Annotated in this window: 27 protein-coding genes and 1 tRNA gene; 17 read left to right on the top strand and 11 right to left on the bottom strand. The window is 62.3% G+C overall.

Translation table 11 applies throughout. From position 1 onward, the window contains the following. A partial coding sequence (locus NP534_RS14945; protein WP_274099205.1) for an NAD(P)/FAD-dependent oxidoreductase occupies positions 1–1,107 on the top strand: 1,107 nt, incomplete at its 5' end. Positions 1,108–1,136: 29 nt separating this feature from the next. On the opposite strand, the gene NP534_RS14940 is transcribed toward NP534_RS14945, so the two are convergent. Further along, entirely contained in the window at positions 1,137–3,260 is a 2,124-nt protein-coding gene (locus tag NP534_RS14940) for a TonB-dependent receptor family protein (RefSeq protein WP_443201080.1), read from the bottom strand. A 220-nt stretch (positions 3,261–3,480) separates the two neighbouring features. Here NP534_RS14940 and NP534_RS14935 point away from each other — a divergent pair, with 220 nt between their 5' ends. Further along, positions 3,481–3,723 carry a DUF1654 domain-containing protein gene (locus tag NP534_RS14935; RefSeq protein ID WP_033696884.1) on the top strand — a complete coding sequence of 81 codons (243 nt, stop codon included), beginning with the start codon at positions 3,481–3,483 and terminating at the stop codon, positions 3,721–3,723. A gap of 6 nt (positions 3,724–3,729) precedes the next feature. Continuing rightward, positions 3,730–4,422, top strand: coding sequence for an endonuclease I family protein (locus tag NP534_RS14930; protein WP_274099204.1), 693 nt, complete (start codon positions 3,730–3,732; stop codon positions 4,420–4,422). A 3-nt stretch (positions 4,423–4,425) separates the two neighbouring features. On the opposite strand, the gene NP534_RS14925 is transcribed toward NP534_RS14930, so the two are convergent. Together NP534_RS14925 and NP534_RS14920 are read right to left on the bottom strand one after the other, a co-directional pair. Then, a complete protein-coding gene (locus NP534_RS14925; protein ID WP_274099203.1) occupies positions 4,426–4,851 on the bottom strand; it encodes a GTP pyrophosphokinase in 426 nt (141 codons plus the stop codon). A gap of 115 nt (positions 4,852–4,966) precedes the next feature. Then, complete coding sequence (locus NP534_RS14920) at positions 4,967–5,536, bottom strand: SPOR domain-containing protein (RefSeq protein ID WP_033696881.1); 570 nt, start codon at positions 5,534–5,536, stop codon at positions 4,967–4,969. Positions 5,537–5,877: 341 nt separating this feature from the next. On the opposite strand from NP534_RS14920, the gene NP534_RS14915 reads away from it, so the two are divergent. Genes NP534_RS14915 through NP534_RS14895 form a run of 5 tightly spaced genes read left to right on the top strand, consistent with a single transcriptional unit; the run spans position 5,878 to position 10,386 of the window. Beyond that, positions 5,878–6,396, top strand: coding sequence for a TRAP transporter small permease (locus tag NP534_RS14915; RefSeq protein ID WP_274099202.1), 519 nt, complete (start codon positions 5,878–5,880; stop codon positions 6,394–6,396). Next, positions 6,396–7,679, top strand: a complete 1,284-nt coding sequence (locus NP534_RS14910; protein WP_033696879.1) for a TRAP transporter large permease subunit — start codon at positions 6,396–6,398, stop codon at positions 7,677–7,679. Before NP534_RS14915 ends, NP534_RS14910 begins: the two co-directional genes overlap by 1 nt. A gap of 29 nt (positions 7,680–7,708) precedes the next feature. After that, on the top strand, positions 7,709–8,704 hold the full coding sequence (locus tag NP534_RS14905) for a TRAP transporter substrate-binding protein (RefSeq protein ID WP_033696877.1): 996 nt from the start codon (positions 7,709–7,711) through the stop codon (positions 8,702–8,704). A gap of 52 nt (positions 8,705–8,756) precedes the next feature. After that, complete coding sequence (locus NP534_RS14900; protein ID WP_033696876.1) at positions 8,757–9,560, top strand: carbon-nitrogen hydrolase family protein; 804 nt, start codon at positions 8,757–8,759, stop codon at positions 9,558–9,560. Positions 9,561–9,585: 25 nt separating this feature from the next. Then, positions 9,586–10,386 carry an HpcH/HpaI aldolase family protein gene (locus NP534_RS14895; protein ID WP_337994321.1) on the top strand — a complete coding sequence of 267 codons (801 nt, stop codon included), beginning with the start codon at positions 9,586–9,588 and terminating at the stop codon, positions 10,384–10,386. A 51-nt stretch (positions 10,387–10,437) separates the two neighbouring features. On the opposite strand, the gene NP534_RS14890 is transcribed toward NP534_RS14895, so the two are convergent. After that, the gene (locus tag NP534_RS14890; protein ID WP_186659873.1) at positions 10,438–11,337 is read right to left on the bottom strand and encodes a LysR family transcriptional regulator; all 900 of its coding nucleotides are present in this window, start codon (positions 11,335–11,337) and stop codon (positions 10,438–10,440) included. A gap of 112 nt (positions 11,338–11,449) precedes the next feature. On the opposite strand from NP534_RS14890, the gene NP534_RS14885 reads away from it, so the two are divergent. From NP534_RS14885 to NP534_RS14870, 4 genes are read left to right on the top strand one after another with little or no spacing between them, the layout of a single operon-like run. Then, entirely contained in the window at positions 11,450–12,118 is a 669-nt protein-coding gene (locus NP534_RS14885; protein ID WP_274099200.1) for an RraA family protein, read from the top strand. 48 nt (positions 12,119–12,166) lie between these two features. Then, a complete protein-coding gene (locus tag NP534_RS14880; RefSeq protein WP_274099199.1) occupies positions 12,167–13,216 on the top strand; it encodes a TRAP transporter substrate-binding protein in 1,050 nt (349 codons plus the stop codon). Between the two features lie 26 nt (positions 13,217–13,242). Beyond that, positions 13,243–13,851 (top strand): TRAP transporter small permease subunit, encoded by a 609-nt coding sequence (locus tag NP534_RS14875; protein WP_274099198.1) that lies wholly within the window; start codon positions 13,243–13,245, stop codon positions 13,849–13,851. Next, positions 13,845–15,125, top strand: a complete 1,281-nt coding sequence (locus NP534_RS14870; RefSeq protein ID WP_274099197.1) for a TRAP transporter large permease — start codon at positions 13,845–13,847, stop codon at positions 15,123–15,125. The genes NP534_RS14875 and NP534_RS14870 overlap by 7 nt, the downstream gene beginning before the upstream one ends. A 46-nt stretch (positions 15,126–15,171) precedes the next feature. On the opposite strand, the gene NP534_RS14865 is transcribed toward NP534_RS14870, so the two are convergent. Continuing rightward, a tRNA-Val gene (locus NP534_RS14865) sits at positions 15,172–15,248 on the bottom strand. A gap of 201 nt (positions 15,249–15,449) precedes the next feature. Between NP534_RS14865 and NP534_RS14860 the strand changes: the two genes are divergently transcribed. Then, positions 15,450–16,733: an NAD(P)/FAD-dependent oxidoreductase gene (locus NP534_RS14860; RefSeq protein WP_033696870.1), complete on the top strand. Its 1,284-nt coding sequence runs from the start codon at positions 15,450–15,452 to the stop codon at positions 16,731–16,733. A gap of 50 nt (positions 16,734–16,783) precedes the next feature. Here NP534_RS14860 and NP534_RS14855 read toward each other — a convergent pair whose 3' ends face one another. Continuing rightward, on the bottom strand, positions 16,784–17,470 hold the full coding sequence (locus tag NP534_RS14855; protein ID WP_033696868.1) for a peptidase C39 family protein: 687 nt from the start codon (positions 17,468–17,470) through the stop codon (positions 16,784–16,786). A gap of 223 nt (positions 17,471–17,693) precedes the next feature. Between NP534_RS14855 and NP534_RS14850 the strand changes: the two genes are divergently transcribed. Continuing rightward, entirely contained in the window at positions 17,694–17,873 is a 180-nt protein-coding gene (locus NP534_RS14850) for a hypothetical protein (protein ID WP_274099196.1), read from the top strand. Positions 17,874–17,950: 77 nt separating this feature from the next. On the opposite strand, the gene NP534_RS14845 is transcribed toward NP534_RS14850, so the two are convergent. Beyond that, positions 17,951–18,703 carry a TerC family protein gene (locus NP534_RS14845; RefSeq protein WP_033696865.1) on the bottom strand — a complete coding sequence of 251 codons (753 nt, stop codon included), beginning with the start codon at positions 18,701–18,703 and terminating at the stop codon, positions 17,951–17,953. A gap of 28 nt (positions 18,704–18,731) precedes the next feature. Beyond that, positions 18,732–18,971 (bottom strand): hypothetical protein, encoded by a 240-nt coding sequence (locus NP534_RS14840; RefSeq protein ID WP_033696863.1) that lies wholly within the window; start codon positions 18,969–18,971, stop codon positions 18,732–18,734. Positions 18,972–19,106: 135 nt separating this feature from the next. Between NP534_RS14840 and nhaR the strand changes: the two genes are divergently transcribed. The 3 genes from nhaR to NP534_RS14825 all read left to right on the top strand — a co-directional run bounded on the left by nhaR (position 19,107) and on the right by NP534_RS14825 (position 22,052). Beyond that, the gene (gene nhaR / locus NP534_RS14835; RefSeq protein WP_033696862.1) at positions 19,107–20,000 is read left to right on the top strand and encodes a transcriptional activator NhaR; all 894 of its coding nucleotides are present in this window, start codon (positions 19,107–19,109) and stop codon (positions 19,998–20,000) included. Positions 20,001–20,104: 104 nt separating this feature from the next. Beyond that, positions 20,105–21,316, top strand: coding sequence for a serine/threonine transporter SstT (sstT, locus tag NP534_RS14830; protein ID WP_274099195.1), 1,212 nt, complete (start codon positions 20,105–20,107; stop codon positions 21,314–21,316). Between the two features lie 88 nt (positions 21,317–21,404). Further along, positions 21,405–22,052 carry a YceH family protein gene (locus NP534_RS14825; RefSeq protein ID WP_033696859.1) on the top strand — a complete coding sequence of 216 codons (648 nt, stop codon included), beginning with the start codon at positions 21,405–21,407 and terminating at the stop codon, positions 22,050–22,052. A gap of 4 nt (positions 22,053–22,056) precedes the next feature. On the opposite strand, the gene NP534_RS14820 is transcribed toward NP534_RS14825, so the two are convergent. The 3 genes from NP534_RS14820 to ahpC form a co-directional block, all read right to left on the bottom strand. Next, positions 22,057–22,245 (bottom strand): hypothetical protein, encoded by a 189-nt coding sequence (locus tag NP534_RS14820; RefSeq protein ID WP_274099194.1) that lies wholly within the window; start codon positions 22,243–22,245, stop codon positions 22,057–22,059. A 57-nt stretch (positions 22,246–22,302) separates the two neighbouring features. After that, a complete protein-coding gene (gene ahpF / locus NP534_RS14815) occupies positions 22,303–23,865 on the bottom strand; it encodes an alkyl hydroperoxide reductase subunit F (protein ID WP_033696856.1) in 1,563 nt (520 codons plus the stop codon). Between the two features lie 202 nt (positions 23,866–24,067). Beyond that, positions 24,068–24,631, bottom strand: a complete 564-nt coding sequence (ahpC, locus tag NP534_RS14810) for an alkyl hydroperoxide reductase subunit C (protein ID WP_033696855.1) — start codon at positions 24,629–24,631, stop codon at positions 24,068–24,070. Positions 24,632–24,799: the final 168 nt, after the last annotated feature.

Raw genomic sequence — 24,799 nt, 5'->3', positions numbered from 1 at the left:
CGCAAGACCAACCGCCATGCGCACGACATTCCGCTGGCCCTGGCCGCCGATCGGCTGTGGGCGAAGATGGCAGAGCGGGTTGGTTGCGATGTCGGCTACCGGCAAGCCGGCATCATGTTCATCGGCCGTAACGACACGCAGATGGGCATGCACGAGAGCTGGCTGAAGAGCATCGAGCACCTTGGCCTGGACTCTCGCCTGCTCAGCAGCAAAGAGATTGCCAACCGGGTGCCCGGTGGCCGTGCCGAATGGGCCGGGGGCATCTACACCGCCTCCGACGCCCGCGCGGAGCCGACCCTGGCAGCCAGCGCCATTGCCCGGGCGGCGATCGCCAAAGGCGCAGTGATCGTGGAAAACTGCGCCGTGCGCACGCTGGTCACCGCCGCTGGCAGGGTCAGCGGCGTGGTCACCGAACAAGGCGAGATCCGCTGCGAGCAGGTGCTGCTGGCCGGGGGCATGTGGTCACGCAAGTTTCTCGGCAACCTCGATATCGACCTGCCCACCTTGCCGCTGACCTGTTCCGTGCTGCGGACACACCCGCTGCAAGGCCCGACTGACATCGCCGTGGGCGCACCGGACTTTTCGTTTCGCAAACACAAGGATGGCGGCTACATCATCACCCAACGCGGCGCGCTCGATGCGTTCCTGACCTGGGACCATGTGCTGCTGGGCAGGCGCTACCTGCCGCAATTGCGGGCGCAACGTGATTTTTTGCGCATCAGTTTCGGCAAGTATTTCTTCAAGGACCTGGCCCTGGCCCGGCACTGGAAGGCCTCGCAAGTCACGCCCTTCGAACGCGTCAGGGTTCAGGACCCACAGGCCAACACCGCACTCAATGACGAAGCCCTGCGTAACCTCAAGGCGGCCTGGCCGGTCTTCGAGCAAGCACAAATCGCCGCAGCCTGGGCCGGCACCATCGACGTCACCCCCGACTCCAACCCGGTCATCGGGCCGGTGCCGGCCCTACCCGGCCTGACCCTGGCCACCGGCTTTTCCGGCCATGGCTTCGGCACCTCGCCGGCTGCCGGCCAACTGGCGGCAGACCTGGTGTCGCAAGCGCCACCGCTGATCGATCCAAGCCCTTATCGGTTCGAACGCTTCGCCTGAACCCTCAGCGGATATAGCACCGCATCACATCAGCGGAACTGATACTCCAATCCTGCCCCGGCATACCACGAGCGCCCAGGCGCTGCTTCGTAATAACGCGAGTTGCTGTCGCCGACGATCACCGACCCCACGTACTGCCGGTCAAGCAGGTTATCCAAGCGGATCAGCTGATGAAACGTCCAAGGCCCGACGTGCTGCTCAAAGCGCGTTCGCCAGTTGAACACGGCATAGGCAGGCGCCGGCTTGGCGTTGTTGCTGTCCTCCACATACACCTTGCTGCGGTATTGCCCTTCAACCCCCATGCTGACGAACGTCGCAGGCTTCCATACCAGCTCGCCATACAGGTTGTTCAGCGGTACCCCAGGCAGCCGGTTACCGCTGTCGATGGTCTGCGTGCCTTGGGCAAAATCTTCGGCATAGCGCGCATCGGTGCGGGTGTAGACCACGGTGGTTTGCCACTGATCGCTCAGGTCACTGTGCAGGCTCGCCTCGAAACCGCGGCGCAAGGTTCGCCCAGCGTTTCGATAGCTGGTGCGGCCTTCGGTGGAGCGGTCCACGACGATTTCATCATCGGTGTGGATTTCGTACACCGCTGCGTTGATCCGGGTGCGCTCACCGAGTCGGTATTTCACGCCCAGTTCATACTGGGTACTGGTGGCAGGCTTGAGCCCGAAATTGAAGCTTTCGACCAGGCCGGGCGCGTAAGCCATCTCGGCCTGGGTCGGGGTCTCGAAACCCTTGCCGACACTCACGTAACCACGCAAGTCGGCAGTGAACGCGTACATCACCGACAGCGATGGCGTGTTCTGCTGATATTTCTTCTTGCCACTGGCGTCGCCATTGGCCAGGTAGTGGTCATCGACGCGCATTTGCATGGTGCTGTGGCGCACGCCGAGCTGGGTGGTCCAGTCGCCGATTTCCCAATGCGCCTGGATGTATGGGTCCAGGCTGGTGGCGGTGTCTTGCTCGTCACGGCGCAACTCGCCCTTGACGCCCAGCGTGTCGCCGCTGAAATTCTGGTAGCCGCGGCGATCATCTTTACTCTGGTCATAGTCCGCGCCCACCGTGACGGTCAGGTTGCCCGGTGCGGCGGTAACCGGTTGTATCCAGCGCAAGGTGCCACCGTGGAACTCACGGTCGAAGTCGACGACCCCACCGCCACGCTGGTTGTTGGAGGCCACCGTCTTGGGGATGGACAGGTACTGAATGACGCTGCGCTGCCCCGCATAGAGATTGAACTGCAACGTGGCATCGCCAAAATAGCGCTCGTAGTTCATGCCCAACTGCTGGTGGTCGATGCTTTTGCGGGTGTTGTAGGTTTCAGCCACTGTCGCGGTGGAGCGCGGGTCGTGCTGGTAAGCGCTCCAGGTCTGCCCCAACGGGTCTTGCGTGTTGTTTTGCTCAAGGCTGCTGTAGATCAGTGCCAGGCGTGAATCGGCGTCTGGCCTGACGTGCACCTTGGCGAAGGTCTGGTCGCGGCGGGCAGCGCTGTGGTCACGGTAACCGTCGGTGTCCATGCGCGAGGCATCGAGCACAAAGCCGGCCATCTCGTTACCGCCCTCGGCCGACAGGTGATTCTTGTTGAAACCGTCGCTGCCGAAGGTGGTTTCGGCCCCGACCCTGGCAGGCCCCTGCCCGTCCCGGCTGAACATCTGGATGACGCCGCCGGCGTTGCTCCCGTAAAGGGTCGCGGCCGGGCCACGCAGTACTTCGATACGGTCGGCCACATCCAGGTTTAGCGAGGCCGCCTGCCCCTGCCCGTCCGGGGTACTGGCCGGAATGCCGTCGCTGAGCAGCTTCAGGCCACGAATGCCGAAGGCCGAGCGTGCGCCGTAACCCCGCGAAGACACCTGCAGGTCTTGCGCGTAGTTCTGCCGGTTCTGCACCACCAGGCCAGGCACCTTGGTCAGCACTTCCGACAGGTTGACGCCCAACTGGCCGTCATTGCCCTGTGAAAGGTCGACGGTATCGATCGAAAAAGGCAAGTCGAAACTACCGGTTGGCGCATAGGCGCCGGTGACCACCACAGGGTCGGTGATCAGCACATCGGTTGCCTCGCTGCCGGCATGGCTCAAGGGGCTCATGCTACCGGTCAGCAACAGGGCCAGGCCTGTGCGCAAGTGGGCAGGTCGATGCAAAGGGAGTGGGTACATGTGAAGCTTCCTGAAACTTGCGCCTGACCCGTTGCGGGCCACGCCCAAGGCGTCGCTGCTGTGGCCATGCACAGCGCGCGCGAATGATGGCGGAGGGGTGATGGGCTGAATGGTATCAATCCTTCACCTCAGTCACACACTCTTTCGCCTCACAGGCAGTTGCGAATTTACTTACAGTGAAATACTGTATGCACATACAGCAAAAAACAAGGAAATGCCTGTGGCCAGCACCTCCTCAGCAACGCCGAGCAGCTATGAACAACTGGGTGTCCGTATCCAGAAGATCATCAACAGCCAATCCGCCCAGCGCAACCGCGCCGCGCTGATCTTCCGCCTGGAGCAGGAGTCCCCGGACGACTGGGAAACCCTGCTTGAGGAAATCGCCGAAAACGACAACGTCACACTCGCCCATCGCGACGACGGTGGCGTGCAGATTTTCTGGACCGTGCCCAAGGAAGACTGACCGCGCATGAGAGTTTCGCTTTTCGCTGCAACCTGCCTGCTGTTGGCCACCCCGCTCGCCCAAGCCGATGCCCCGCGCACCTTCCAGGAGGCCAAGAAGGTCGCCTGGAAGCTGTACGCGCCCCAGTCGACGGAGTTTTATTGCGGCTGCAAATATAAAGGCAACAAGGTCGACCTGGCCTCTTGCGGTTATGCGCCGCGCAAGAATGCGCAACGGGCTTCGCGCATCGAATGGGAGCACATCGTGCCGGCCTGGCACATTGGGCACCAGCGCCAGTGCTGGCAGGCCGGAGGGCGCAAACAATGCTCGCAACAGGATGAAGTGTACAAGCGCGCCGAGGCTGACCTGCACAACCTGGTGCCCAGCATTGGCGAGGTCAACGGCGACCGCAGCAACTTCAGTTTCGGTTGGCTGCCCGAACAGCGGGGCCAGTACGGCAGTTGCCTGACCCAGGTCGATTTCAAGGCCAAGAAGGTCATGCCGCGCCCCTCGATCCGCGGCATGATCGCGCGTACCTACTTCTACATGAGCAAGCAGTACAACCTGCGCCTGTCGAAGCAGGACCGCCAGTTGTTCGAAGCCTGGAACAAGACGTACCCACCGCAGGCCTGGGAGCTGCAACGCAACCAGCAGGTGGCCTGCGTGATGAGGCGTGGTAACGCATTCGTCGGGCCGGTGAACCTCAAGGCCTGCGGCTGAGGGTCAGGCCAGTGTCTGCAGGTAGGCGCTGGCCTCCCGGTAACGGGCCAGCCGCGCCAGGTCGGCAGGGCCTGGGCAGGCGATGCGCGAGAGGTCGCTGTTGTCGGCCAGGTCGGCCAATTTGACGGTACGCGCCAGCGGATCGACGCCCAGCCGTATGACGAAGTCCTGATAGGCCTCGCCGTCACGTCGGCTCAGCGCCAGCAAGGCGGCGAGAATTTTCAGTGCAAAACCTTCACGTGCCAGGTCAGACAGGGTCAGCGGGGTATCTTCGATCACATCATGAAGCACCGCGACGATCCGCTGCTCGGGCGTGGATACCCGCATCATCACGCGCAATGGGTGGAGGATGTACGCCGCCCCACCCTTGTCGTATTGCCCTTCATGTGCTTTGGCTGCCACGGCAATGGCCCGCTCCAGTGTAGACATGAGGCCCCTCCCCGTTCAGCTCTCCCAGTGCAAGCATAGCCCGCACTGGTCGCAGATGACAGGTCGGCTGCTGGCGATAGAGCCCTTGCGGCCTGCCTTGCAGCCTGGATAACCCTCAGCGCTGGGCGCCGTGCTGGATCACCACCGAATCGGTCCCCAGCTTGGCCATCACCTCGGCCTTGCGCGCCTCGGCTTCTTCCTTGGTGGGGAACGGCCCCATCAGCACGACCGGCTTGCCGTTGCGGTATTCGACAGAAGAGGGGATGCCCTTCTCGATCAGGCGCGCTGTCATGTCGCTCAATGCGCCCATGTTCGCCCCCTGCACCACTTCGACATCCCAGCCTTCAGGGGCCGGCTCACCGGCAAGCGCCTCGGCGCGGCGCTGCAGGTCGGCACCGCCACACAGTTCGCGGATGCGCAGGTTGTTGCCGCTGTCGTCGACGATGATCTGGTACTGGCCATCACGCTTGATCGCCACATAGCTGCGGTAGGCTTCGTACTGCCCGGCATCGTCCTTGCCGCGGACCTGGCCGCAAAGGGTGCCATTCGTGTCGATCCGCACGTTGCCGAACTTGGCCGTCTTGGGGTTGTGCAGGTGCTCGGCCACCTGCTTGTGCACGCCTTCGACCTCGTTCTCACAGCCCGCCAGGGCGAGCACTGCCATTACCACAGCCAGTTTGCGCACGCGTGTACCTCCAGATTCGAAGGGGCGGAGTCTAGCATGCCGACCCAGGGCAAGGACCGCGACCATACGTTACACCCTGCTACCGCGACGCTGCGACGACCGTCCCTTGCACGCGCGGCGCCAGCCCACTGATCGCTATTTCTTATCCCCCTGATAAAAAACTTGAGGCAGCAGAAACCAGGCGTTTCGTAGAACAATCCACACAGTCGTACGACGACGTACGTCCAATAATAAAAAGGTGACTCCATGCCCCGCTCACACCTACAGGTGGATGTTCCTGTCCGCGTTCTCGCACCAAGCGCTTTCGGCGCTCCCTGGGCAGTGATGCTCCAGGAGGCGCCATGAAAACACTGATCGATAGTTACTTCCTGGTTCTGAAGGCGTTGGTGATCGGGTGCCTTGTCGCCATCACCTGCCTGATTTTCACCAATGTCGTGCTGCGCTACGGCTTCAACTCGGGCCTGTTCTTCAGCGAGGAGATTTCGCGCCTGGCCTTCGTCTGGCTGGTGTTCGCCGGCGCACAACTGATGCTTCACGAACATGGCCACATCGGCGTGGACATCGTTACACGGCGAGTCTCCCCCGGCGTGGCCAGGTGCCTGCTGGCGCTCACTCAAGTGCTGATGCTCTACGTGACCTGGCTGTTCCTTGACGGCAGCTGGAAACAGACCGTGATCAACCTGCATGTAGGCGCCCCCTCCACAGGCATTTCCATGGCCTTGTTCCATGGTGCAGGCCTGGTCTTTTGCATACTCAGCGGCCTGCTGATCTTTACCCAGCTGGTCAGAAACCTCACGGGCACCCTGCCCGCGCACACCCCGGCCGAACCCTCGGCAGCCGAACACGGAGCAGTCGAATAATGGCCCTGTCTGTCTTCGTCGGCGTGCTGATGGCCGCCATCCTGATCGGCGCCCCCATCGCCTACGCCCTGATCCTCTGCGGCGTTGCCTTGATGTGGCTGCTGGGCCTGTTCGATGGCCAGATCATCGCGCAGAACATCATCAACTCTGCAGGCAGCTTCCCCCTGCTGGCCATTCCGCTGTTCATCATCGCTGGCGAGGTCATGAACAGCGGTGGCTTGTCCAAGCGCATCATCAACCTGGCCATTACCTTGGTTGGCCACCTGCGCGGCGGGCTCGGCTACGTCACCATCTTCGCCGGCGTGCTGCTGTCCAGCCTGTCCGGTTCGGCACTGGCGGACGCGGCCTCGCTGACCGCGCTGCTGCTGCCGATGATGGTCATCGCCGGCTACAACCGCGACCGCTCCGGCGGCTTGATCGCCTCGGTCTCGGTGCTGGGTTCGATCATCCCGCCCAGTATCGGGTTCGTCGTGCTGGGGGTGGCTTCCGGCCTGTCGATCACCAAGCTGTTCCTTGCCGGCATTGCCCCGGGGCTGATGATCGCCGCCGCCCTGGTCGTGGCCTGGTGGCTGATGTCGCGGCGCAATACCGAGGTCGAGCTGAGCCCAAAGGCTAGTGCCAAGCAGCGCCTCAAGGCCTTGGTCGACAGCTTCTGGGCATTGATGCTGCCGGTCATCATCGTGGTAGGCCTGCGCTTTGGCGTGGTCACCCCCACCGAGGCCGGTGCGGTTGCCAGTGTCTATGCCCTGCTGGTGTCGTCGTTGATCTACCGCGAACTCAGCCTCAAGTCGCTCAATGACCTGCTGCTGCGCGCCGGCAAGACCACCGCCGCCGTGATGTTCCTGGTCGCCGCCGCCTCGATACCGGCCTGGATGATCACCATCGCCGACATCCCGGGGCAGATCATCGACCTGATCCAGCCAGTGATGGACAACCCACGCCTGCTGATCGTGGTGCTGATGCTGTTGATCCTGGTGATCTCCATGGTCATGGACCTGACGCCGACCGTACTGCTGCTTGCGCCCATCCTGGTGCCGGTAGTAACCGCCGCCAACATCGACCCGATCTATTTCGGCGTGCTGTTCATGATCAATTGCTCGATCGGCCTGATCACCCCACCCGTGGGCACGGTGCTGAACGTCGTGTGCGGCATCGGCAGGATGCGCTACGAGGCGCTGCTCAAGGGCACGTTCCCATTCCTGATCGCCGAAATTATCGTGCTGTTCCTGCTGGTCATCTTCCCCGAACTGGTCACCGTCCCCGCTCAGTGGTTCGGCCACTGATCCCCCTACAACAATAAAAGGCACACACCATGAAGAAGCTCGCCGTCATCGCCGCCTTGTTGCTCTCCAGCAGCCTGAGCATGGCCGCCGATTACAACCCGCGCGTGATCAAGTTCGCCGCCACCAGCCCCAAGGGCACGCCACCGGCCATCGGCATGGAGCTGTTCGCCAAGAAAGTGCAAGAGCGCAGCGATGGCAAGATCAAGGTACGCACCTTCCCCAATGGTGTCCTGGGTGGCGACGTGCAAGTGCTGTCGTCGCTGCAAGGCGGCGTGGTTGAAATGATGACCTGGAACGCCGGGCTGATGATCAACCACGTCACCGACTTCGGCATCCTCGACTTCCCGTTCCTGTACACCGACACCGCCAAGGTCGATGCCATGCTCGATGGCGAAGTGGGCAAGATGCTCACCGACCAGTTGCCGGAAAAGAACCTTGTAGGCCTGGCGTTCTGGGAGCTGGGCGTGCGCAACCTGACCAACAATGCGCGCCCGGTGCAAAGCCTTGAAGACATTGCCGGCCTGAAGATCCGCGCGCAGCAATCGCCGCTGTTCCTCGACGTGTGGGCTGCGCTGGGTGCCAACCCCACCCCCCTGCCCTTCACCGAGGTGCACACGGCACTGGAGACCGGCACCGTGGATGGCCAGGAAAACCCGGCGGCGCTGATCCTGGCCTCGCGCTTCAACGAGGTCCAGAAGTACCTGAGCCTGACCCGGCATAACTACAACCCGCAGATCGTGCTGATCAGCAAGACCTTCTGGGACACCCTCAACCGCGATGAGCAGCAACTGCTGACCGAGGTCGCCCAGGAAGTGCGCCTGGAGCAGCGCAGGATCTCCCGCGAGGCCGACAGCAAGGCCATCGCCGAACTGCGCAGCGACGGCATGCAGGTCAACGACATGCCGGCCGAAGAGGTTGCGCGGATCCAGGCCAGGATCCGCCCCGTAGTCGACAAGTACGCCGCCCAGATCAACCCCGAACTGGTCAGCAAGGTCTACCAGGCCATGGGCTACCAGGCGCAGTGACATTACCCGCGCCGCCCGTGGCGGCGCCCTTCAATTTGCCACAAGGACCCGCATGAAAATCTCCGTCGCCCAGATTCATCCCGTGGCCGGCAACCCGGCCCTCACCCTGGAAAAGGTTGCCGAACTGGCACGTCAGACTGCGGCTGAAGGCTCGCGCCTGATCGCCTTTGCCGAATGCCTGATTACCGGTGGCGCCTTCGACAGCCGCGAAGACCTCGAACGCGGCGCCATTACCCTCGATGCCTTGGCACCGCTGCTGCAGGTATCGGCGCAGAGCGGCATCCTGATCGTGGTCGGTTTCTACGAACGGCATGAAGCCTCGGTGTACAACACCGCCGCGCTGATCGGCGCACAGGGCATCATCGGCCTGCACCGCAAACGCCATCTGCCGTTCATGATCGGCGACCGTTTCACCGACCGCCCGAGCGAGTGGGCGCCGCCGGTGTTCGACACCGAGATCGGCCGAATCGGCCTGGCCATCTGCTATGAAATCCGTTTCCCGGAGGTCGTCCGCACGCTGGCGCTCGAAGGCGCCGATATTGTCGTGCTGCCTGCCGCCTGGCCCGAGCAGGCGCGCATGTTGCCAGACATTTTCAGCACCGTGCGCGCGGCCGAGAACATGGTCTATTTCGTCGCTCCCAACCGCAACGACATGGATGAAGGCATGCAGTTCATCGGCACCAGCCACATCATCGAACCCTCCGGCAAGACCTTGGTACGCGCAGGGCTGGAAGACGGTGTGTACAGCGTCGAAATCGACCTGGCCAAGGCCCGCAACAAGTCGCTGATACGTGACCCGGGCGTGTTCGAGGTGCACCCGTTCCGCGACCGCCTGCCCGAAACCTATCGCCTCTGATATCAGCCCAAGGCAGACCTTGATCATGAACCCAAACATCACACACACAACGCTGAAGGCGCGCATGACACGCGGTGCTACCTTCGGCATGAACATTTACAGTACGGCCTGCATGCCCATAGAGGTGGCCGGCAACTGGGGACTGGACTTCGTCTTCATCGATGCCGAGCACACTGCGCTGGGTGTCGACAGCCACATGGAGAAGCTCTTGCTGGCCGCCAACAGCACGGCCATCCCCTGCCTTGTACGGGTGCGTGGCACGCTGGAGTGGGACATCCGCAAGGCGCTGGAGATGGGCGCTTCGGGCGTGATCGTGCCGCAGGTCCACACGGCGGCGCAGATGCGCGAAATCATCCGCTACAGCAAGTTCCCCCCGCTGGGGCGCCGCGGCGGTGACAGTTCGGTGCGCTCGGCAGGGTTCGCCGGGCCCGGCTTCGACTGGGCCACCTACACCCAGGCCGAAAATACCCGCAGCGTGATCGTGCCGATGGCCGAGAGCTACGAGTTCTTTGACAACATCGATGAAATACTCGACGTGGAGGGCATCGACGCCGTGCACTTCGGCCCTGCCGATTATTCATTGTCGCGACATTTGCCGGTCGACTACCGCCTTGGCAACCCCGAAGTGCTGCAACGCCTTGAGCTGCTGATCGAGAAGTGCCATGCCCGCGCGATCCAGGTCATGGTGCCGTGCTTCCCCGCAGACCAGGCCACCGCGCAGCGCCTCATCGAAATGGGCAGCGACATGCTGTTGATGGGCAGCGACCTGTCCTGGCTCAACCAGGCCGGGCAACAGATCTCGGCCGTTAAACGCGCACTGGCCTGAACGCCGGCCCGGCCAAGGCGCCTGCGCCGTGGCCGGGCACACCCGGTTTGATCAATCGACCAGAAAATTCTGTTTGACCAAGGTCGCCCGGATAATCGAAACCAAGGTATCAAGCTGCATATCCGGGCGTTCGGTCAAATAAGACAGGCAGAACTTGGCCGGCGGGATCGGCGGATCGCACGGTAATGTCTTCAACAAATCGACGGCCAGCAGGTCGCGAATCAAAGGTACCGGCAAAATACCTATGGCATGCCCTGCCGCTACCATCTTGGCAATAAAGGCCAGCGAGTTGCTCGAATGAAAGGCATGGCTGACCGAGCCACTTTCCTTCAGCCAGCGGTCCACCACTGAATACAGTGTCGAGGGCGCACTGTGGGTGACAATCGAATATTGCCGGGCCTGCTGCGCCAGAAAAGGCCCCGGGGCCACGTCCAGGTGCCGCGCCGCCACCCACTGGAAGGTCATCCAGCCGAGGAATACATCGGTTACATCCTCACGCGTGGCCGGGTTGGTCAGCAGCGCGATGTCGAGTTCGTGGTCGTTCAGCTTGCGATTGAGCACCGCACCGACATCGATGGATATCTCCAGGGTGATCTCCGGGAAGTGCGCCTTTATATCGCTGATTACCGCCGTCAGCCCGACCATCGCCGAACATTCGTCCGCGCCCAGGCGCAAGCGCCGGTGCTTTTTCTGCTGCGCGGCAAACTGCTCGAGTTGCGTGCTGTTGTTGAGCACCTGTTCGGCGTGGCGCAAAGCGGTATGGCCATCTGCGGTGAGGCTCATGCGTTGCTTGCTGCGGTCGAACAACTTGACGCTGAGCAGCGATTCCATTTCCTTGATCCGCGCCGACACTGCAGGTTGCGTCAGGTGAAGATGACGGGAGGCGGCATGAACGCCCCCGAGGCGGGCGGTCCAGTAGAACGCCTCGATCTGCATCAGCGTGATACGCATGATAAAAACTGCTCCGGTTACTGCTTACGGATTTTTATTATCGACCGTTAAGCGTGCTTGTTAGGATGACCGAAACCCTTCGAAAAAGCATCCGGCCTAATAACAACACCCTATGTATATTATCGAAGCACTGCCCGCCCCGATCAGCGCCGCTGAACTTGAAGTCTTGATCAACGCCGAACCGGCGACCATCGGCCACTTCATTACCCACGGTATTGCCAGCCCGCACATCAAGGCACACTTTCAGAGTGTCAGGGCCGTGGGTACCGCGGTGACCGTGAGGATGCCAGGCAACGATGGCGGGATTCTGCATTACGCCATGGGCTGCGTGCGCCCAGGCGACTTTCTGGTGGTGGACCGCTGCGGTGAACGCATCACCGCCGCCCTGGGCGGCGCCATGGCCTACGCCGCCAAGCAGGCTGGCGTGGCGGGGATCATCGTCGACGGCTACGTCACCGACCTGGGCGAAATACGCGAGCATGGTGTGCCAGTGTGGTCACGCGGTGCCAGCGCGATTACCACCCGCGTGATCGGCCTGGAAGGCGAGTTCTGTACCGCCATCCAATGTGGCGGGGTGATTGTCCACCCCGGCGATGCGGTGGTGGCAGACGAAAACGGCATGGTGTTTCTGCGCCCCGGCCAGGTGATCGAAATGGCTCAGCGTGCCATCGACTTCCAGCACAACGAAAAGCACACGCTGGCGCGGCTGGCCAAGGGTGAGAAGTTCCCTGATATCGTCGGTTCGCGAACCACCATCGAGGCCGCACGCCGCCCTCGTTGATCGTGAACAGCCCCGAAGTAGCTCCCGAACAAGCACAAGAGGACTGCCGTGAAACTCAGCTCGCTGCTCATCCCCCTGGCGTTCGGCGCGCTGCTCGGTACCTCGCTGGCGCGCGCGCAGGACTACCCCGTGATGCGCTTCAACGTGGTGGGCGGTGGCAGCCACAACTACACGTTCCGGGCGGTTGAACAGCCGTTCTGGAATCAGACGTTGCCCGCGCGCTCGCAAGGCAGGGTCACCGCGCAACTGCTGGGGTTGTCGGAGAGTGGCCTGAAAGGCCCGGAGATCATTCGCCTGATGCGCTTTGGCGCAGTCGATATCGGCATGGGCGTGTTCGCCTTCGTCGCCGGCGACGATGCCACCTTCGAAGGTGTGGACCTGCCCGGCCTGGCCGATACCATCGACACCGCCCACAGGGTCGCCAATGCCTACAAGCCGGTGCTCGAACAACGCATGGCCGAGCGTCACGGCATCAAGTTGCTGGCCACCGTCCCCTATACCGCGCAGGTCTTCTTTTGCCGCGATGCCGTGCACTCGCTGGCTGACTTGAAGGGCAGGAAAGTGCGCACTCGCGGGCGCAACATGGCCGAGCTGGTCAAGGCCATGGGCGCGGCGCCCGTCACCCTGCCCTTTGCCGAGGTGGTAACCGCCATGCAAACCGGTGTCATCGACTGCGCCATCACCGGCATTGGCTCGGGCAACGCCGCCAAGTGGTACGACGTTGCAGGCTACCTTTACAACCTGCCCGTGGATTGGTCGATCGGCTTCTATGGCATCGGCCTGAAGCGATGGCAGCAACTGCCGCCCGAGGTGCAGCAATTGCTGCAGGTGCAATCGCAAGTGCTGGAGCAGGCCCTGTGGCAAGCGACCGCCAACGAGAACCGTTATGCCCAGGCCTGCAATGTCGGCGGCCCCGACTGCCAGATTCATCACCCCGCACACATGACCGCCTCGGCCCCGACCGCAACAGAGAAGCAGACCCTGCGCCAGGCCGCACTGACCATTGCCAACGACTGGGGCAAACGCTGCGGCGGCCCCTGCGTGGCACGCTGGAATGCCACCGTGGGCGATGCCATCGGCATGCGCCTGGCCCCATGAATTACCCTGCTTCGGAGACTACCCACATGCACACCGCCCGCTCAGGCATGGGAGCCATCCGCGCCATTGCCAAGGCCAGTACCTGGGTCGGCGGCTTCGCGCTGCTCACCTGCGCCCTTCTGATCGGCATCGACCTGATCTTGCGCAAGGCCCTGGGTATCTCCATGGGCGGCGCCGACGAAATAGCCGGTTACGTGCTGGCGATCACCAGCGCCTGGGCGTTCCCGGTCACCTTGCTGAAGCGCGCACATATCCGCGTGGACATCCTCTACACCCGCCTTGGCCTGCGCCCCAGGGTCGCGCTCGACCTGTTCGCCCTCGCCTGCATGCTGGTGCTTGCCAGCACATTGGCCTACCACGCGTGGAACGTGCTGTGGGACTCCATCGAATACCGTTCAGTGTCAAACACGCCACTGCAGGTACCACAATGGCTGCCCCAATCACTCTGGTTCGCCGGCTACGTGTTCTTTGCCCTGACCTTGTCGAGCTTGATGGTCACCTGCACCCGCCACTTGCTGCACGGCCGCTGGCACGCTGTCAGCAAACTGATCGGCATCAACTCGGTCGAGGAGGACATTCAGCAGGAGCGCTACCACGGTAGCCCCGCTGCTGGCACGGAGCAAAAGCCATGCTGAGCCTCACCCTGATCGTGCTGCTCGCACTGCTGGCGCTTAGCGTGGCCGCTGCAGTCAGCGTCGGCCTGCTGGGCATGTCCCTGTCGCAGCTGTTCTCGACATTGCCGTTAAGCAGCGCCATGGGTGAAATTGCCTGGAATACCAGTAGCGAATTCCTTCTGGTGGCGATCCCTTTGTACATCCTGATGGGTGAACTGCTGGTGTGCTCAGGCGTGGCCGGGCGGATGTACCAGGCCGTCGAAAAGTGGCTGTCGTGGCTGCCAGGTGGCTTGATGAATTCGAACATCGGCGCCAGCGCGCTGTTCGCCACCACCAGCGGCTCCAGCGTGGCGACTGCGGCCACCCTCTCGACCCTGGCCATCCCCGAGCAGGAACGCAAAGGCTACAACGCGCCACTGTTTCTCGGCTCGATTGCCGCCGGTGGCACACTGGGCATCCTGATTCCGCCTTCAATCAACATGATCCTGTTTGCCCTGATCGCCAACGTGTCAGTGCCCAAGCTGTACCTGGCCGCGACCGTTCCCAGCATCATCCTGAGCGTGCTGTTTATCGCGTTGATCGTGTTGGCCTGCCTGATTCGGCCACAGCTGGACGGCCGCAAGGCGCCTACGCGCTGGGCCGAGCGCCTGGCCTGCCTCCCTGACCTGTTGCCGCCACTGGCGATTTTCGCCCTGGTGATCGGTTCGATCTACAGCGGCTTCGCCACCGCCAGCGAGTCGGCCGCGCTGGGTGTGCTCAGCGCCTTCGGCCTGGGCCTGTGGCGCCGGGCGTTCACCTGGCAGAGCCTGGGTCAGGCGTTCGAGGCAACCCTGCGCACCACCGGCATGATCATGTTCATCACCCTGTCGGCGTTCTTTCTCAACTTTGTGCTGGCCTCCATTGGCCTGACCACCACGCTGGTCCATTTTGTCACTGACCTGAACCTCTCCCCCACGGCCACACTGCTGGCGATCATCTTGTTCTACATCGTGCTGGGTTGCTTCATGGACACGCTGGCCATGTTGATCACCACCGCACCGCTGATCGTGCCGATTATCGTCGCACTGGGCTTCGATCCGTTGTGGTTTGGGGTGGTGTTGATCGTGCTGTGCGAGATGGGCCAGATTACGCCACCGTTCGGCATGAACCTGTTCGTGGTGCAGAGCATTCGTGGCCGGGGCAACTTCATGGACGTGGTGTACGGCGCGCTGCCGTTCTGCCTGGCGTTGCTGGTGCTGATCGCGCTGTTGATCGCCTTTCCACAACTGGCGTTGTGGTTGCCGGCAGCCGTTTAGCGGGCAATAAAAAAGGGCGATCCGTGTGGATCGCCCTTTTTCGATTTGGTAGGCACAATTGGACTCGAACCAACGACCCCCACCATGTCAAGGTGGTGCTCTAACCAACTGAGCTATGTGCCTGTCGTGTGGTGCGCATTCTACGCATTCCGAAAACCATGTCAACACTTTTTTTCGCGCTAACTTACTGAATCTTAACCTCTTTATAGGAAGGCTTCGGCGACGGCCGGGTAAAGGATTTTCAACGGACGACTAGCGGGTGTTTATTATTATTGATAGCATCGCTACATTCGTTAAAAATATAACACACGAGGTTTCTCGAGCATGGCCAACACCCCCTACCCCCAGTCCTACTACGCCGCCTCGGCTAACCCGGTGCCGCCACGTCCGGCGCTGCAGGGTGAGGTGGAAACCGATGTGTGCATCATCGGTGCCGGCTATACCGGCCTGTCCAGCGCCCTGTTCCTGCTGGAAAACGGCTTCAAGGTCAGCATCGTCGAAGCCGCCAAGGTTGGTTTTGGCGCGTCCGGCCGCAACGGCGGCCAGATCGTCAACAGCTACAGCCGTGACATCGACGTGATCGAGCGCACCGTCGGCCCCAAGCAGGCACAACTGCTGGGCCAGATGGCATTCGAAGGTGGCCGCATCATTCGTGAGCGTGTCGCCAAGTACAATATCCAGTGCGACCTGAAAGACGGTGGCGTGTTCGCAGCCATCACCCCTAAACAGATGGGCCACCTGGAGTCGCAGAAGCGCCTGTGGGAACGCTTCGGCCACAACCAGCTCGAGCTGATGGACCAGAAGCGCATCCGTGAAGTAGTCGCATGCGACAGCTATATCGGCGGCATGCTGGACATGAGCGGCGGCCACATCCACCCGCTGAACCTGGCCTTGGGCGAAGCGGCCGCGGTCGAGTCGCTGGGCGGCATCATCTATGAGCAGACCCCGGCCATCCGTATCGAGCGTGGCGCCAACCCGGTCGTGCACACACCGCAAGGCAAGGTGCGCGCCAAGTTCATCATCGTCGCCGGTAACGCCTACCTGGGCAACCTGGTGCCAGAGCTGGCCGCCAAGTCCATGCCGTGCGGCACCCAGGTGATCACCACCGAGCCCCTGAGCGATGACCTGGCACGTACCCTGCTGCCACAGGATTACTGTGTCGAAGACTGCAACTACCTGCTCGACTACTACCGCCTGACCAGCGACAAGCGCCTGATCTTCGGCGGCGGTGTGGTCTACGGCGCGCGTGACCCAGCGAACATCGAGGCGATCATCCGTCCGAAGATGCTCAAGGCCTTCCCGCAGCTGCAGAACGTGAAGATCGATTACGCCTGGACCGGCAACTTCCTGCTGACCCTGTCGCGCCTGCCACAGGTTGGCCGCATCGGCGACAACATCTATTACTCCCAGGGCTGCTCCGGCCACGGCGTCACCTACACGCACCTGGCAGGCAAGGTGCTGGCCGAGGCGCTGCGTGGCCAGGCCGAGCGTTTCGATGCATTCGCCGGCCTGCCGCACTACCCGTTCCCGGGTGGCCAGATGCTGCGTGTGCCATTCAGCGCCATCGGTGCCTGGTACTACAGCCTGCGCGACCGCCTGGGCTTCTGATTGATGCCTCGGTAACCTGGCACCGGCCTCTTCACGAGGCCGGTGTACGTTTACCGCCCCAGGCTGTTCACGGCCTGCTTCGCGGCAATTTCCTGCCCTGCCCGGGCCAGTTCGTCAGCCGCCTGCAACCAACGTTGCCGGTCTACCTGGGCGGGCAGTTGCCGCGGCGGTTGCACCAGCACCGCCCAACTACCCTGCTTGGCCCAGGCCGAAGCAAAATCATCGAAGGCCATCAGTTGCCTGCGGTGCATGCCTGAGCGCAACAGTACCCGCTGCTTGTAGCGGTCATAACCGATCAGCACCGCGTAGCGTGGTTCGCTCCACCAGGCTGAACCCTCCTCGTAACGCAGCAAAACCGGGTTGCCCGCCGCCACCTGCGTCAGCAAAGCGTCCATCTGCTTGTCCAGTGCGTACACCACCATGCCGTAGTCACGCGCCACGCGGGGGATGCTGGTGTCCAGCGTTTCAGCGCCCTGGGGCAGGTTCAATGGCTTGTCCAGCAGGCCTGGCGTGATCGGCGCGCCCTGCTGCGAAAGCAGCGCTGCCAGGGCCATGGCGCCGCTGTGGTTGGCATTGCCACGGTAGAACGGCACGCTGCTGATCTCGACCCGCTGCGGCAGGCCTTTCAGGTTCGCGGGCGGTGCGCTGGCACAACCGGCCAGGCTGGCTGCCATCAGGCAGGCCAGCAGCAGCCGGCGCGGGGCTGAGGCCAGCGGTTTGAAGGAAACTTGCTCCATGGACACTCGCTTGTTCCGATGCCAGGCAGGCAGCGCCCGGCTCTGGGCTCAGATCATAGGGCCCACAGGTGCGCGGGTATAGTCCGACACAGGCTTGTAGCCAATCGGACCAAGCAATAGACCTTTGGTCAATGGAACGTCACACGGGTCGAGCTAGACTAAAGCAGTGTCTGTAAGGCGAGCCCTGGCTGACAGCGCGCTTGCCCGAGAGAAGGAGGCACACATGAGCCTGACCCTGGCAATCCTCATGCTGGTAGGTATGTGGCTGAGCGTCGCAGCCGCCATGCTGTGGGGTGTACTGCGTATCGTACGGCGTCATTCCCATCATCACTCCCTGCCACCGCAGGGCCTGGCCAAACCTCAGGTTGGGCGCAGGGTACGGCGGCAAGTGGAGGCGCATTAAACTCACGCTTTTGTGATGGTCCTTTCGCGAGACCCACCCCTGGCTTCAAGGCCAGCGGTGGGCCTGCGCCTTTTACATCAACCTTCTGCCGCTTCGCGCTTGAGCCGCGCCCGACGGGCCATGATGTTGAGGACCTCGATCAAGGTCGAGAAGGCCATCGCTGCGTATACATACCCTTTCGGTACATGAGCCCCCATGCCTTCGGCGATCAGGGTCATGCCGATCATGATCAGGAAGCCCAGGGCCAGCATCACCACGGTGGGGTTGTCATTGATGAACTTGGCCAGCGGGTCGGCCGCCACCAGCATCACGATCACGGCAGCGATCACGGCAATGATCATGATCGGCAGGTGCTCGGTCATGCCCACGGCGGTAATGATGCTGTCGATCGAGAAGACGATATCCAGCAGCAGGATCTGGCCGATGGCTGCGGCAAAGCCCAAAGTGATGGTGGAACCGGCCTTGGACTCTTCCTTGGCACCATGCGGGTCGACGTTCTCGTGGATTTCCTTGGTGGCCTTCCACAGCAGGAACAAGCCACCTGCGATCAGAATCATGTCCTTCCACGAGAAGCTGTGGCCGAACACATCGATCACCGGCTCGGTCAGTTGCACGATCCAGGCCACGGTGCTGAGCAGCGCCAGGCGCATGACCAGGGCCATGCTGATACCAATGCGCCGCGCCTTGGAACGGTATTCCATGGGTAGCTTGTTGGTCAGGATGGAGATGAAGATCAAGTTGTCGATGCCGAGCACGATCTCCATGGCCACCAAGGTGGCGAGGGCGACCCAGGCGGTCGGGCTTGCGGCGAGTTCCAGCAAATATTCCATTTAATCAATCCTGCATCGGGTCTTGGGGTCAGATGTCCTGGGTCTTTTCGTGCTTTTCAGCATCTTTGGGCGGCTGGCCTTCGCTGCCGATGGCATCGCTCAGGGCCTGCTGGGCCGCTTCGTTGGTCTTGTCGATGGCCTGCTTGGCCGACTGGGCGGCTTGGTCGAGCATCTGCTGGGCAGATTTTTCGGCCTGATCGCAGCCGGCCAGGGTGAACAGGGCCAGGGCCAGCACCAAAGGCGTGCCAATGGATTTAAGCTGCAACATGGGTTCCTCGCTTGTCGATATTCCGGCGGCGCGCAACGCGCCTAATGGAGTCGCATTCTAGAGAGGCGAATACATCAGGAAAATTCGTATTTTCAGCGGTTATACTTCGGTTTTTACGAATCGAGAAATACACCGATGCTCAACTATCGCCAGTTGCACTACTTCTGGGCCGTGGCCAAGACCGGCAGCATCGCGCGTGCCAGCGAGCAGTTGAACCTCACCCCGCAGACCATCAGCGGGCAGATCAGCTTGTTCGAGCAGACGTATGGCCTTGAATTGTTCCAGCGGGTCGGTCGGCAGCTGGAGCTGACCGAGACCGGCCGCCAGACGTTGGTGTATGCCGAGCAGATGTTCCAGCTCGGCGGCGAGCTGGAAGCCATGCTGCGCGCCGGCCCGCAAGAGCAGATTCTGTTTCGCGTGGGGGTGGCCGACGTGGTCCCCAAATCCATCGTCTATCGCCTGCTGGCGCCGACCATGGAGCTGGACGAGGTGCTGCGCATCAATTGCCGAGAAGACAAACTCGAGCGTCTGCTGGCGGACCTGGCGATCCAGCGCCTGGACCTGGTCATTTCCGACAGCCCGATGCCCAACCATCTGGATATCAAGGGCTACAGCCAGAAGCTCGGCGAGTGTGGCCTGAGCTTCTTCGCCACCCAGGCGTTGGCGCAACGCCTTGCCGGCCCCTTCCCTGCCTGCCTGGACGATGCACCGCTGTTGATTCCGGGCCAGGAGACCGTGGTGCGCAGCCGTTTGCTGCGCTGGCTAGGGGAACAGCAGGTGCAGCCGCGGATCGTTGGCGAGTTCGACGACAGCGCCTTGATGCAGGCGTTTGGGCAATCGGGCAGCGGCATATTCGTGGCGCCCAGCGTGATCGCCGAGGAGGTGTGCCGCCAGTATGGCGTGCAACTGATCGGGCAGACCGAGGCGGTGCATGAGTCGTTCTATGCCATTTCGGTGGAGCGCAAGGTCAAGCACCCAGGGATCGTCGCCATTACCGAGGGAGCGCGACGGGAGTTGTTCCACTGGTGATGTGCTCGCCGCTTCGCGCGTGAACCCAGAAGACCGCGAACCTGCCCGACAAAGGTCTATGGTAAAGTTTCGCCCTTTTTGAACATGCCGGGATATCGCTGCATATGACCCCCTTCTTCCGCCTTCTCAACCGCACCAGCCTGGTGACGCAGATCGTCATCGGCCTGCTGGCCGGCATCGCCCTGGCGCTGCTCGCACCCGCCGTCGCCCGCGACATGGCGTTCCTCGGCAAGGTCTTCGTCAGCGCCCTCAAGGCGGTGGCACCCATTCTGGTGTTCATTCTGGTCATGGCCTCGATCGCCAACCACCGCCACGGCCAGGAAACCCACATCCGCCCGATCTTGTGGCTGTACCTGCTGGGCACCTTCGCCGCAGCGGTGGTGGCCGTGGTGGCCAGCATGCTGTTCCCGTCCCACCTGGTGCTGACTGCCGGCGACGCCACGCTGAGTGCGCCGGGCGGTATCGCCGAGGTCCTGCAGAACCTGCTGCTGAGCGCAGTCGACAACCCGGTCAACGCCTTGCTCAATGCCAACTTCATTGGCGTGCTGACCTGGGCCATCGGCCTGGGCGTGGCCCTGCGCCATGCCGGCGAAACCACCCGCACCGTGGTCGAGGACCTGTCCAACGGGGTGACCTTGATCGTGCGCGTGGTCATCCGCTTCGCCCCGCTGGGCATCTTCGGCCTGGTCAGCGCCACCCTCGCCCAGTCGGGCTTCGAAGCCCTGCTCGGCTACCTGCACCTGCTGGCCGTGCTGATTGGCTGCATGCTGTTTGTGGCCCTGGTGATGAACCCGCTGATCGTGTTCTGGAAAATTCGCCGCAACCCGTATCCGCTGACCCTGCTGTGCCTGCGCGAGAGCGGTATCACGGCGTTCTTCACCCGCAGCTCGGCGGCCAACATCCCGGTCAACCTGGCCCTGTCGGAGCGCCTTGGCCTGCATGAAGACACCTATTCGGTGTCGATCCCGCTGGGCGCGACCATCAACATGGCGGGCGCAGCGATCACCATCACCGTACTGACACTGGCCGCAGTGCATACCCTGGGTATCCCGGTCGACCTGCCGACTGCCGTGCTACTCAGCGTGGTGGCGGCTGTCTGTGCGTGCGGCGCCTCGGGCGTGGCAGGTGGTTCGCTGTTGTTGATCCCGCTGGCGTGCAGCCTGTTCGGCATCCCCAGCGAGATTGCCATGCAGGTGGTTGCGGTGGGCTTCATCATTGGTGTGCTGCAGGACTCGGCGGAGACTGCACTGAATTCGTCCACCGACGTGCTGTTCACAGCGGCGGCGTGCCAGGCTGAGCAACGACGCGGGGCGTGAGGCTGTCGGGGCCGTGTTACGGCCCCAATTGCCTTAATCAACGGCTTTACCTACGCTAGTGGCCTTTTCCTCGCAATGAGACAGGGCCATGTCAGAACACGAAACCGTAGGTGAAGGCCGTTTCAACAGCACCGAAATCCGCATTCTCGGCTCGCTGATCGAAAAGCAGGCCACCAGCCCGGAAAGCTACCCACTGACCCTCAATGCCCTGGTCCTGGCCTGCAACCAGAAGACCAGCCGGGAACCGGTGATGAACCTCACCCAAGGCCAGGTCGGCCAGGCCCTGCGGGCGCTCGAAGGCCAAGGCATGACCCGCTTACAGATGGGCAGCCGCGCCGACCGCTGGGAGCAGCGGGTGGACAAGGCTCTGGAATTGGTGCCGGCGCAACTGGTGCTGATGGGCCTGATGTTCTTGCGCGGCCCGCAAACCCTCAACGAGTTGCTCAGCCGCAGCAACCGGCTGCATGAGTTCGATGACACCGAGCAGATCCAGCATCAGCTGGAACGCCTGATTTCTCGTGACCTTGCCCTGCACCTGCCGCGCCAGGCAGGCCAGCGCGAAGACCGCTACACCCATGCATTGGGCGACCCGGCAGAAATCGAAGCGATCATGGCCGCACGCCAACAGGAAGGCGGTGCCCGCAGCAGCGGTGGCAGTGTTTCGGAAGAGCGCATGGAGGCTTTGGAAGCCCGGATAGCTGCGCTGGAGGCGCGCCTGGCCGAACTCGAAGGCTGAGCCATTAGTGCTCGGAGTCGGGGAAATTGCGACAGCTCTTGCGCTCGGCCAGCTCCCGCTCACTGGGGCGCTGGTCGATGAACACGGTGCGGCCGTCGGCGTAGATTTCCAGGAAGCCCCAGTGCAGGTCCTGCTCTTTCTGCCCGGGCTTGGGTGGCACTAGCCACCAGGGTTCGCGGCTGATCAGGGTCATGGTCAGGTTCCTGAGGGTGTCTGGAGTAATGATAGACACCCTCAGGCTGCTGCTGACTTACGCCGGGGCCGAAGCCCGAATCAGGTGGTCGAAGGCCGCCAGCGAAGCCTTGGCGCCCTCCCCCACCGCAATGACGATCTGCTTGTACGGCACGGTGGTCACATCACCCGCGGCAAACACGCCGGGGATGTTGGTCGCGCCCTTGGCATCGACAATGATCTCGCCACGCGGCGACAGCTCGACGGTGCCTTTGAGCCAGTCGGTATTGGGCAACAGGCCGATCTGCACGAAGATGCCTTCCAGCGCCAGGTCATGCAGCTCATCGCTGGCGCGATCCTTGTAGCGCAGCCCCGTCACCTTCTCACCATCGCCGACCACTTCGGTGGTCAATGCGCGGGTAATCACCTTGACGTTCGGCAGGCTGTGCAGCTTGCGTTGCAACACGGCGTCGGCACGCAACTGGCTGTCGAACTCGATCAGGGTCACCTGGGCGACGATGCCCGCCAAATCGATGGCCGCTTCCACGCCCGAGTTGCCGCCGCCGATCACCGCCACACGCTTGCCCTTGAACAGCGGGCCATCACAGTGCGGGCAGTAAGCCACGCCGCGGGCACGGTATTGCTGCTCGCCCGGCACGTTCATTTCGCGCCAGCGTGCACCGGTGGCCAGGATCACGGTCTTGGCCTTGAGCGACGCACCGCCCGCCAGCCGCACTTCGTGCAGGCCGCCATCGGTAGCCGGGATCAGCGCTTCGCCGCGCTGCAGGTTCATGATATCGACGTCGTACTGCTTGACGTGTTCTTCCAGCGCAGTGGCCAGTTTCGGCCCTTCGGTTTCCTGCACCGAGATAAAGTTCTCGATGGCCAGGGTGTCGAGCACCTGGCCGCCAAAACGCTCGGCGGCAACACCGGTACGGATACCTTTACGCGCGGCATAGATCGCGGCCGCAGCGCCGGCCGGGCCACCGCCGACGATCAATACATCGAAAGCGTCCTTGGCGTTGATCTTTTCGGCCTGGCGGCTGCCGGCACTGGTGTCGATTTTGCCCAGAATCTCTTCCAGGCCCATGCGGCCCTGGCCGAACACTTCACCGTTCAGGTAGATGCTCGGCACTGCCATGACTTTGCGCGATTCGACTTCGTCCTGGAACAGCGCGCCGTCGATGGCCACGTGGCGCACGTTGGGGTTGAGCACCGCCATCAGGTTCAGCGCCTGGACCACGTCCGGGCAGTTCTGGCACGACAGCGAGAAGTAGGTTTCGAAGGTGAATTCGCCTTGCAGCCCTTGGATCTGCTCGATCACTTCGGCGCTGGCCTTGGACGGGTGGCCACCGACTTGCAGCAGCGCCAGCACCAGGGAGGTGAATTCGTGGCCCATGGGGATGCCGGCGAAACGCAGGCTGATGTCAGCCCCAGGGCGATTGAGCGAGAACGATGGACGACGAGCGTCGGTCCCGTCCGCGCGCAGGGTAATCAGGTTCGACAGGCCGGCGATTTCCACCAGCAGGTCGTGCAATTCGCGGGATTTCGCGCCGTCGTCGAGGGAAGCAACGATCTCGATCGGCTGGGTGACCCGCTCCAGGTAGGTTTTCAGTTGCGATTTAAGCGTGGCGTCCAACATACGGGCGATTCCTTTTTCAATCTTCGGATACAAAAACGCCCAGGCAACAGCGCCCGGGCGTTTGGCGGGGCGGTAAGTACTTCAGCTTTGGCGGCTGCTTACCGCCCTCGACTGGCGCATGACGTAATTCGTTCGAGAAGTGCCGAGCGGCGATGAGTTTCAACGCAGCATGATCGTCGCGCAGGCACTTATCGGACGACGATTAGATCTTGCCGACCAGGTCCAGGGATGGCGCCAGGGTGGCTTCGCCTTCTTTCCACTTGGCCGGGCAGACTTCGCCTGGGTGGGCAGCGACGTACTGGGCAGCCTTGACCTTGCGCAGCAGTTCGCTGGCATCACGGCCTACACCACCGTCGTTGATTTCGACGATCTTGATCTGGCCTTCCGGGTTGATCACGAAGGTACCGCGATCGGCCAGGCCGGCTTCTTCGATCAGCACGTCGAAGTTGCGCGAGATGACGTGGGTCGGGTCACCGATCAGCGGGTACTTGATCTTGCCGATGGTTTCCGAGGTGTCGTGCCAGGCTTTGTGGGTGAAGTGGGTGTCGGTGGACACGCCGTAGATTTCCACGCCGAGTTTCTGGAACTCTGCGTAGTTGTCAGCAAGGTCACCCAGCTCGGTCGGGCAAACGAAGGTGAAGTCGGCCGGGTAGAAGAACACGACAGACCACTTGCCTTTCAGGTCGGCTTCGCTTACCTGAACGAATTCGCCGTTGTGGAAGGCGGTGGCGTTGAACGGTTTGACCTGGCTGTTGATGATAGGCATGAGAGACGCTCCTTCATGGGGTTGAAATCAGTTGACGGAGAGAATCCTAACCGCTGGTCGCCAGAAAGGCTCATTGGCAAACCTGATGCTGGCGATTGGTTTTGGCTATAACCAGGGTTTATTAATAGAAGAGATAGCGCTGAGCGGCGGGGTTGAGCTTCTCACGCT

This window comes from Pseudomonas sp. 39004 (assembly GCF_028682155.1).
Lineage (GTDB): Bacteria > Pseudomonadota > Gammaproteobacteria > Pseudomonadales > Pseudomonadaceae > Aquipseudomonas > Aquipseudomonas capeferrum.
This window is presented reverse-complemented; position numbering and strand designations above follow the sequence as displayed.

Coding starts and splice junctions, on each gene's coding strand:
- NP534_RS14875 (WP_274099198.1), top strand. CDS start 13,243: ATGCACACCGCCCGCTCAGGCATGGGAGCCATCCGCGCCATTGCCAAG.
- ahpC (WP_033696855.1), bottom strand. CDS start 24,631: ATGCCTATCATCAACAGCCAGGTCAAACCGTTCAACGCCACCGCCTTC.
- NP534_RS14895 (WP_337994321.1), top strand. CDS start 9,586: ATGAACCCAAACATCACACACACAACGCTGAAGGCGCGCATGACACGC.
- NP534_RS14870 (WP_274099197.1), top strand. CDS start 13,845: ATGCTGAGCCTCACCCTGATCGTGCTGCTCGCACTGCTGGCGCTTAGC.
- NP534_RS14820 (WP_274099194.1), bottom strand. CDS start 22,245: ATGACCCTGATCAGCCGCGAACCCTGGTGGCTAGTGCCACCCAAGCCC.
- NP534_RS14930 (WP_274099204.1), top strand. CDS start 3,730: ATGAGAGTTTCGCTTTTCGCTGCAACCTGCCTGCTGTTGGCCACCCCG.
- NP534_RS14885 (WP_274099200.1), top strand. CDS start 11,450: ATGTATATTATCGAAGCACTGCCCGCCCCGATCAGCGCCGCTGAACTT.
- nhaR (WP_033696862.1), top strand. CDS start 19,107: ATGCTCAACTATCGCCAGTTGCACTACTTCTGGGCCGTGGCCAAGACC.
- NP534_RS14860 (WP_033696870.1), top strand. CDS start 15,450: ATGGCCAACACCCCCTACCCCCAGTCCTACTACGCCGCCTCGGCTAAC.
- NP534_RS14925 (WP_274099203.1), bottom strand. CDS start 4,851: ATGTCTACACTGGAGCGGGCCATTGCCGTGGCAGCCAAAGCACATGAA.
- NP534_RS14900 (WP_033696876.1), top strand. CDS start 8,757: ATGAAAATCTCCGTCGCCCAGATTCATCCCGTGGCCGGCAACCCGGCC.
- ahpF (WP_033696856.1), bottom strand. CDS start 23,865: ATGTTGGACGCCACGCTTAAATCGCAACTGAAAACCTACCTGGAGCGG.
- NP534_RS14905 (WP_033696877.1), top strand. CDS start 7,709: ATGAAGAAGCTCGCCGTCATCGCCGCCTTGTTGCTCTCCAGCAGCCTG.
- NP534_RS14890 (WP_186659873.1), bottom strand. CDS start 11,337: ATGCGTATCACGCTGATGCAGATCGAGGCGTTCTACTGGACCGCCCGC.
- NP534_RS14840 (WP_033696863.1), bottom strand. CDS start 18,971: ATGTTGCAGCTTAAATCCATTGGCACGCCTTTGGTGCTGGCCCTGGCC.
- NP534_RS14825 (WP_033696859.1), top strand. CDS start 21,405: ATGTCAGAACACGAAACCGTAGGTGAAGGCCGTTTCAACAGCACCGAA.
- NP534_RS14940 (WP_443201080.1), bottom strand. CDS start 3,260: ATGTACCCACTCCCTTTGCATCGACCTGCCCACTTGCGCACAGGCCTG.
- NP534_RS14845 (WP_033696865.1), bottom strand. CDS start 18,703: ATGGAATATTTGCTGGAACTCGCCGCAAGCCCGACCGCCTGGGTCGCC.
- NP534_RS14915 (WP_274099202.1), top strand. CDS start 5,878: ATGAAAACACTGATCGATAGTTACTTCCTGGTTCTGAAGGCGTTGGTG.
- NP534_RS14850 (WP_274099196.1), top strand. CDS start 17,694: ATGAGCCTGACCCTGGCAATCCTCATGCTGGTAGGTATGTGGCTGAGC.
- sstT (WP_274099195.1), top strand. CDS start 20,105: ATGACCCCCTTCTTCCGCCTTCTCAACCGCACCAGCCTGGTGACGCAG.
- NP534_RS14855 (WP_033696868.1), bottom strand. CDS start 17,470: ATGGAGCAAGTTTCCTTCAAACCGCTGGCCTCAGCCCCGCGCCGGCTG.
- NP534_RS14910 (WP_033696879.1), top strand. CDS start 6,396: ATGGCCCTGTCTGTCTTCGTCGGCGTGCTGATGGCCGCCATCCTGATC.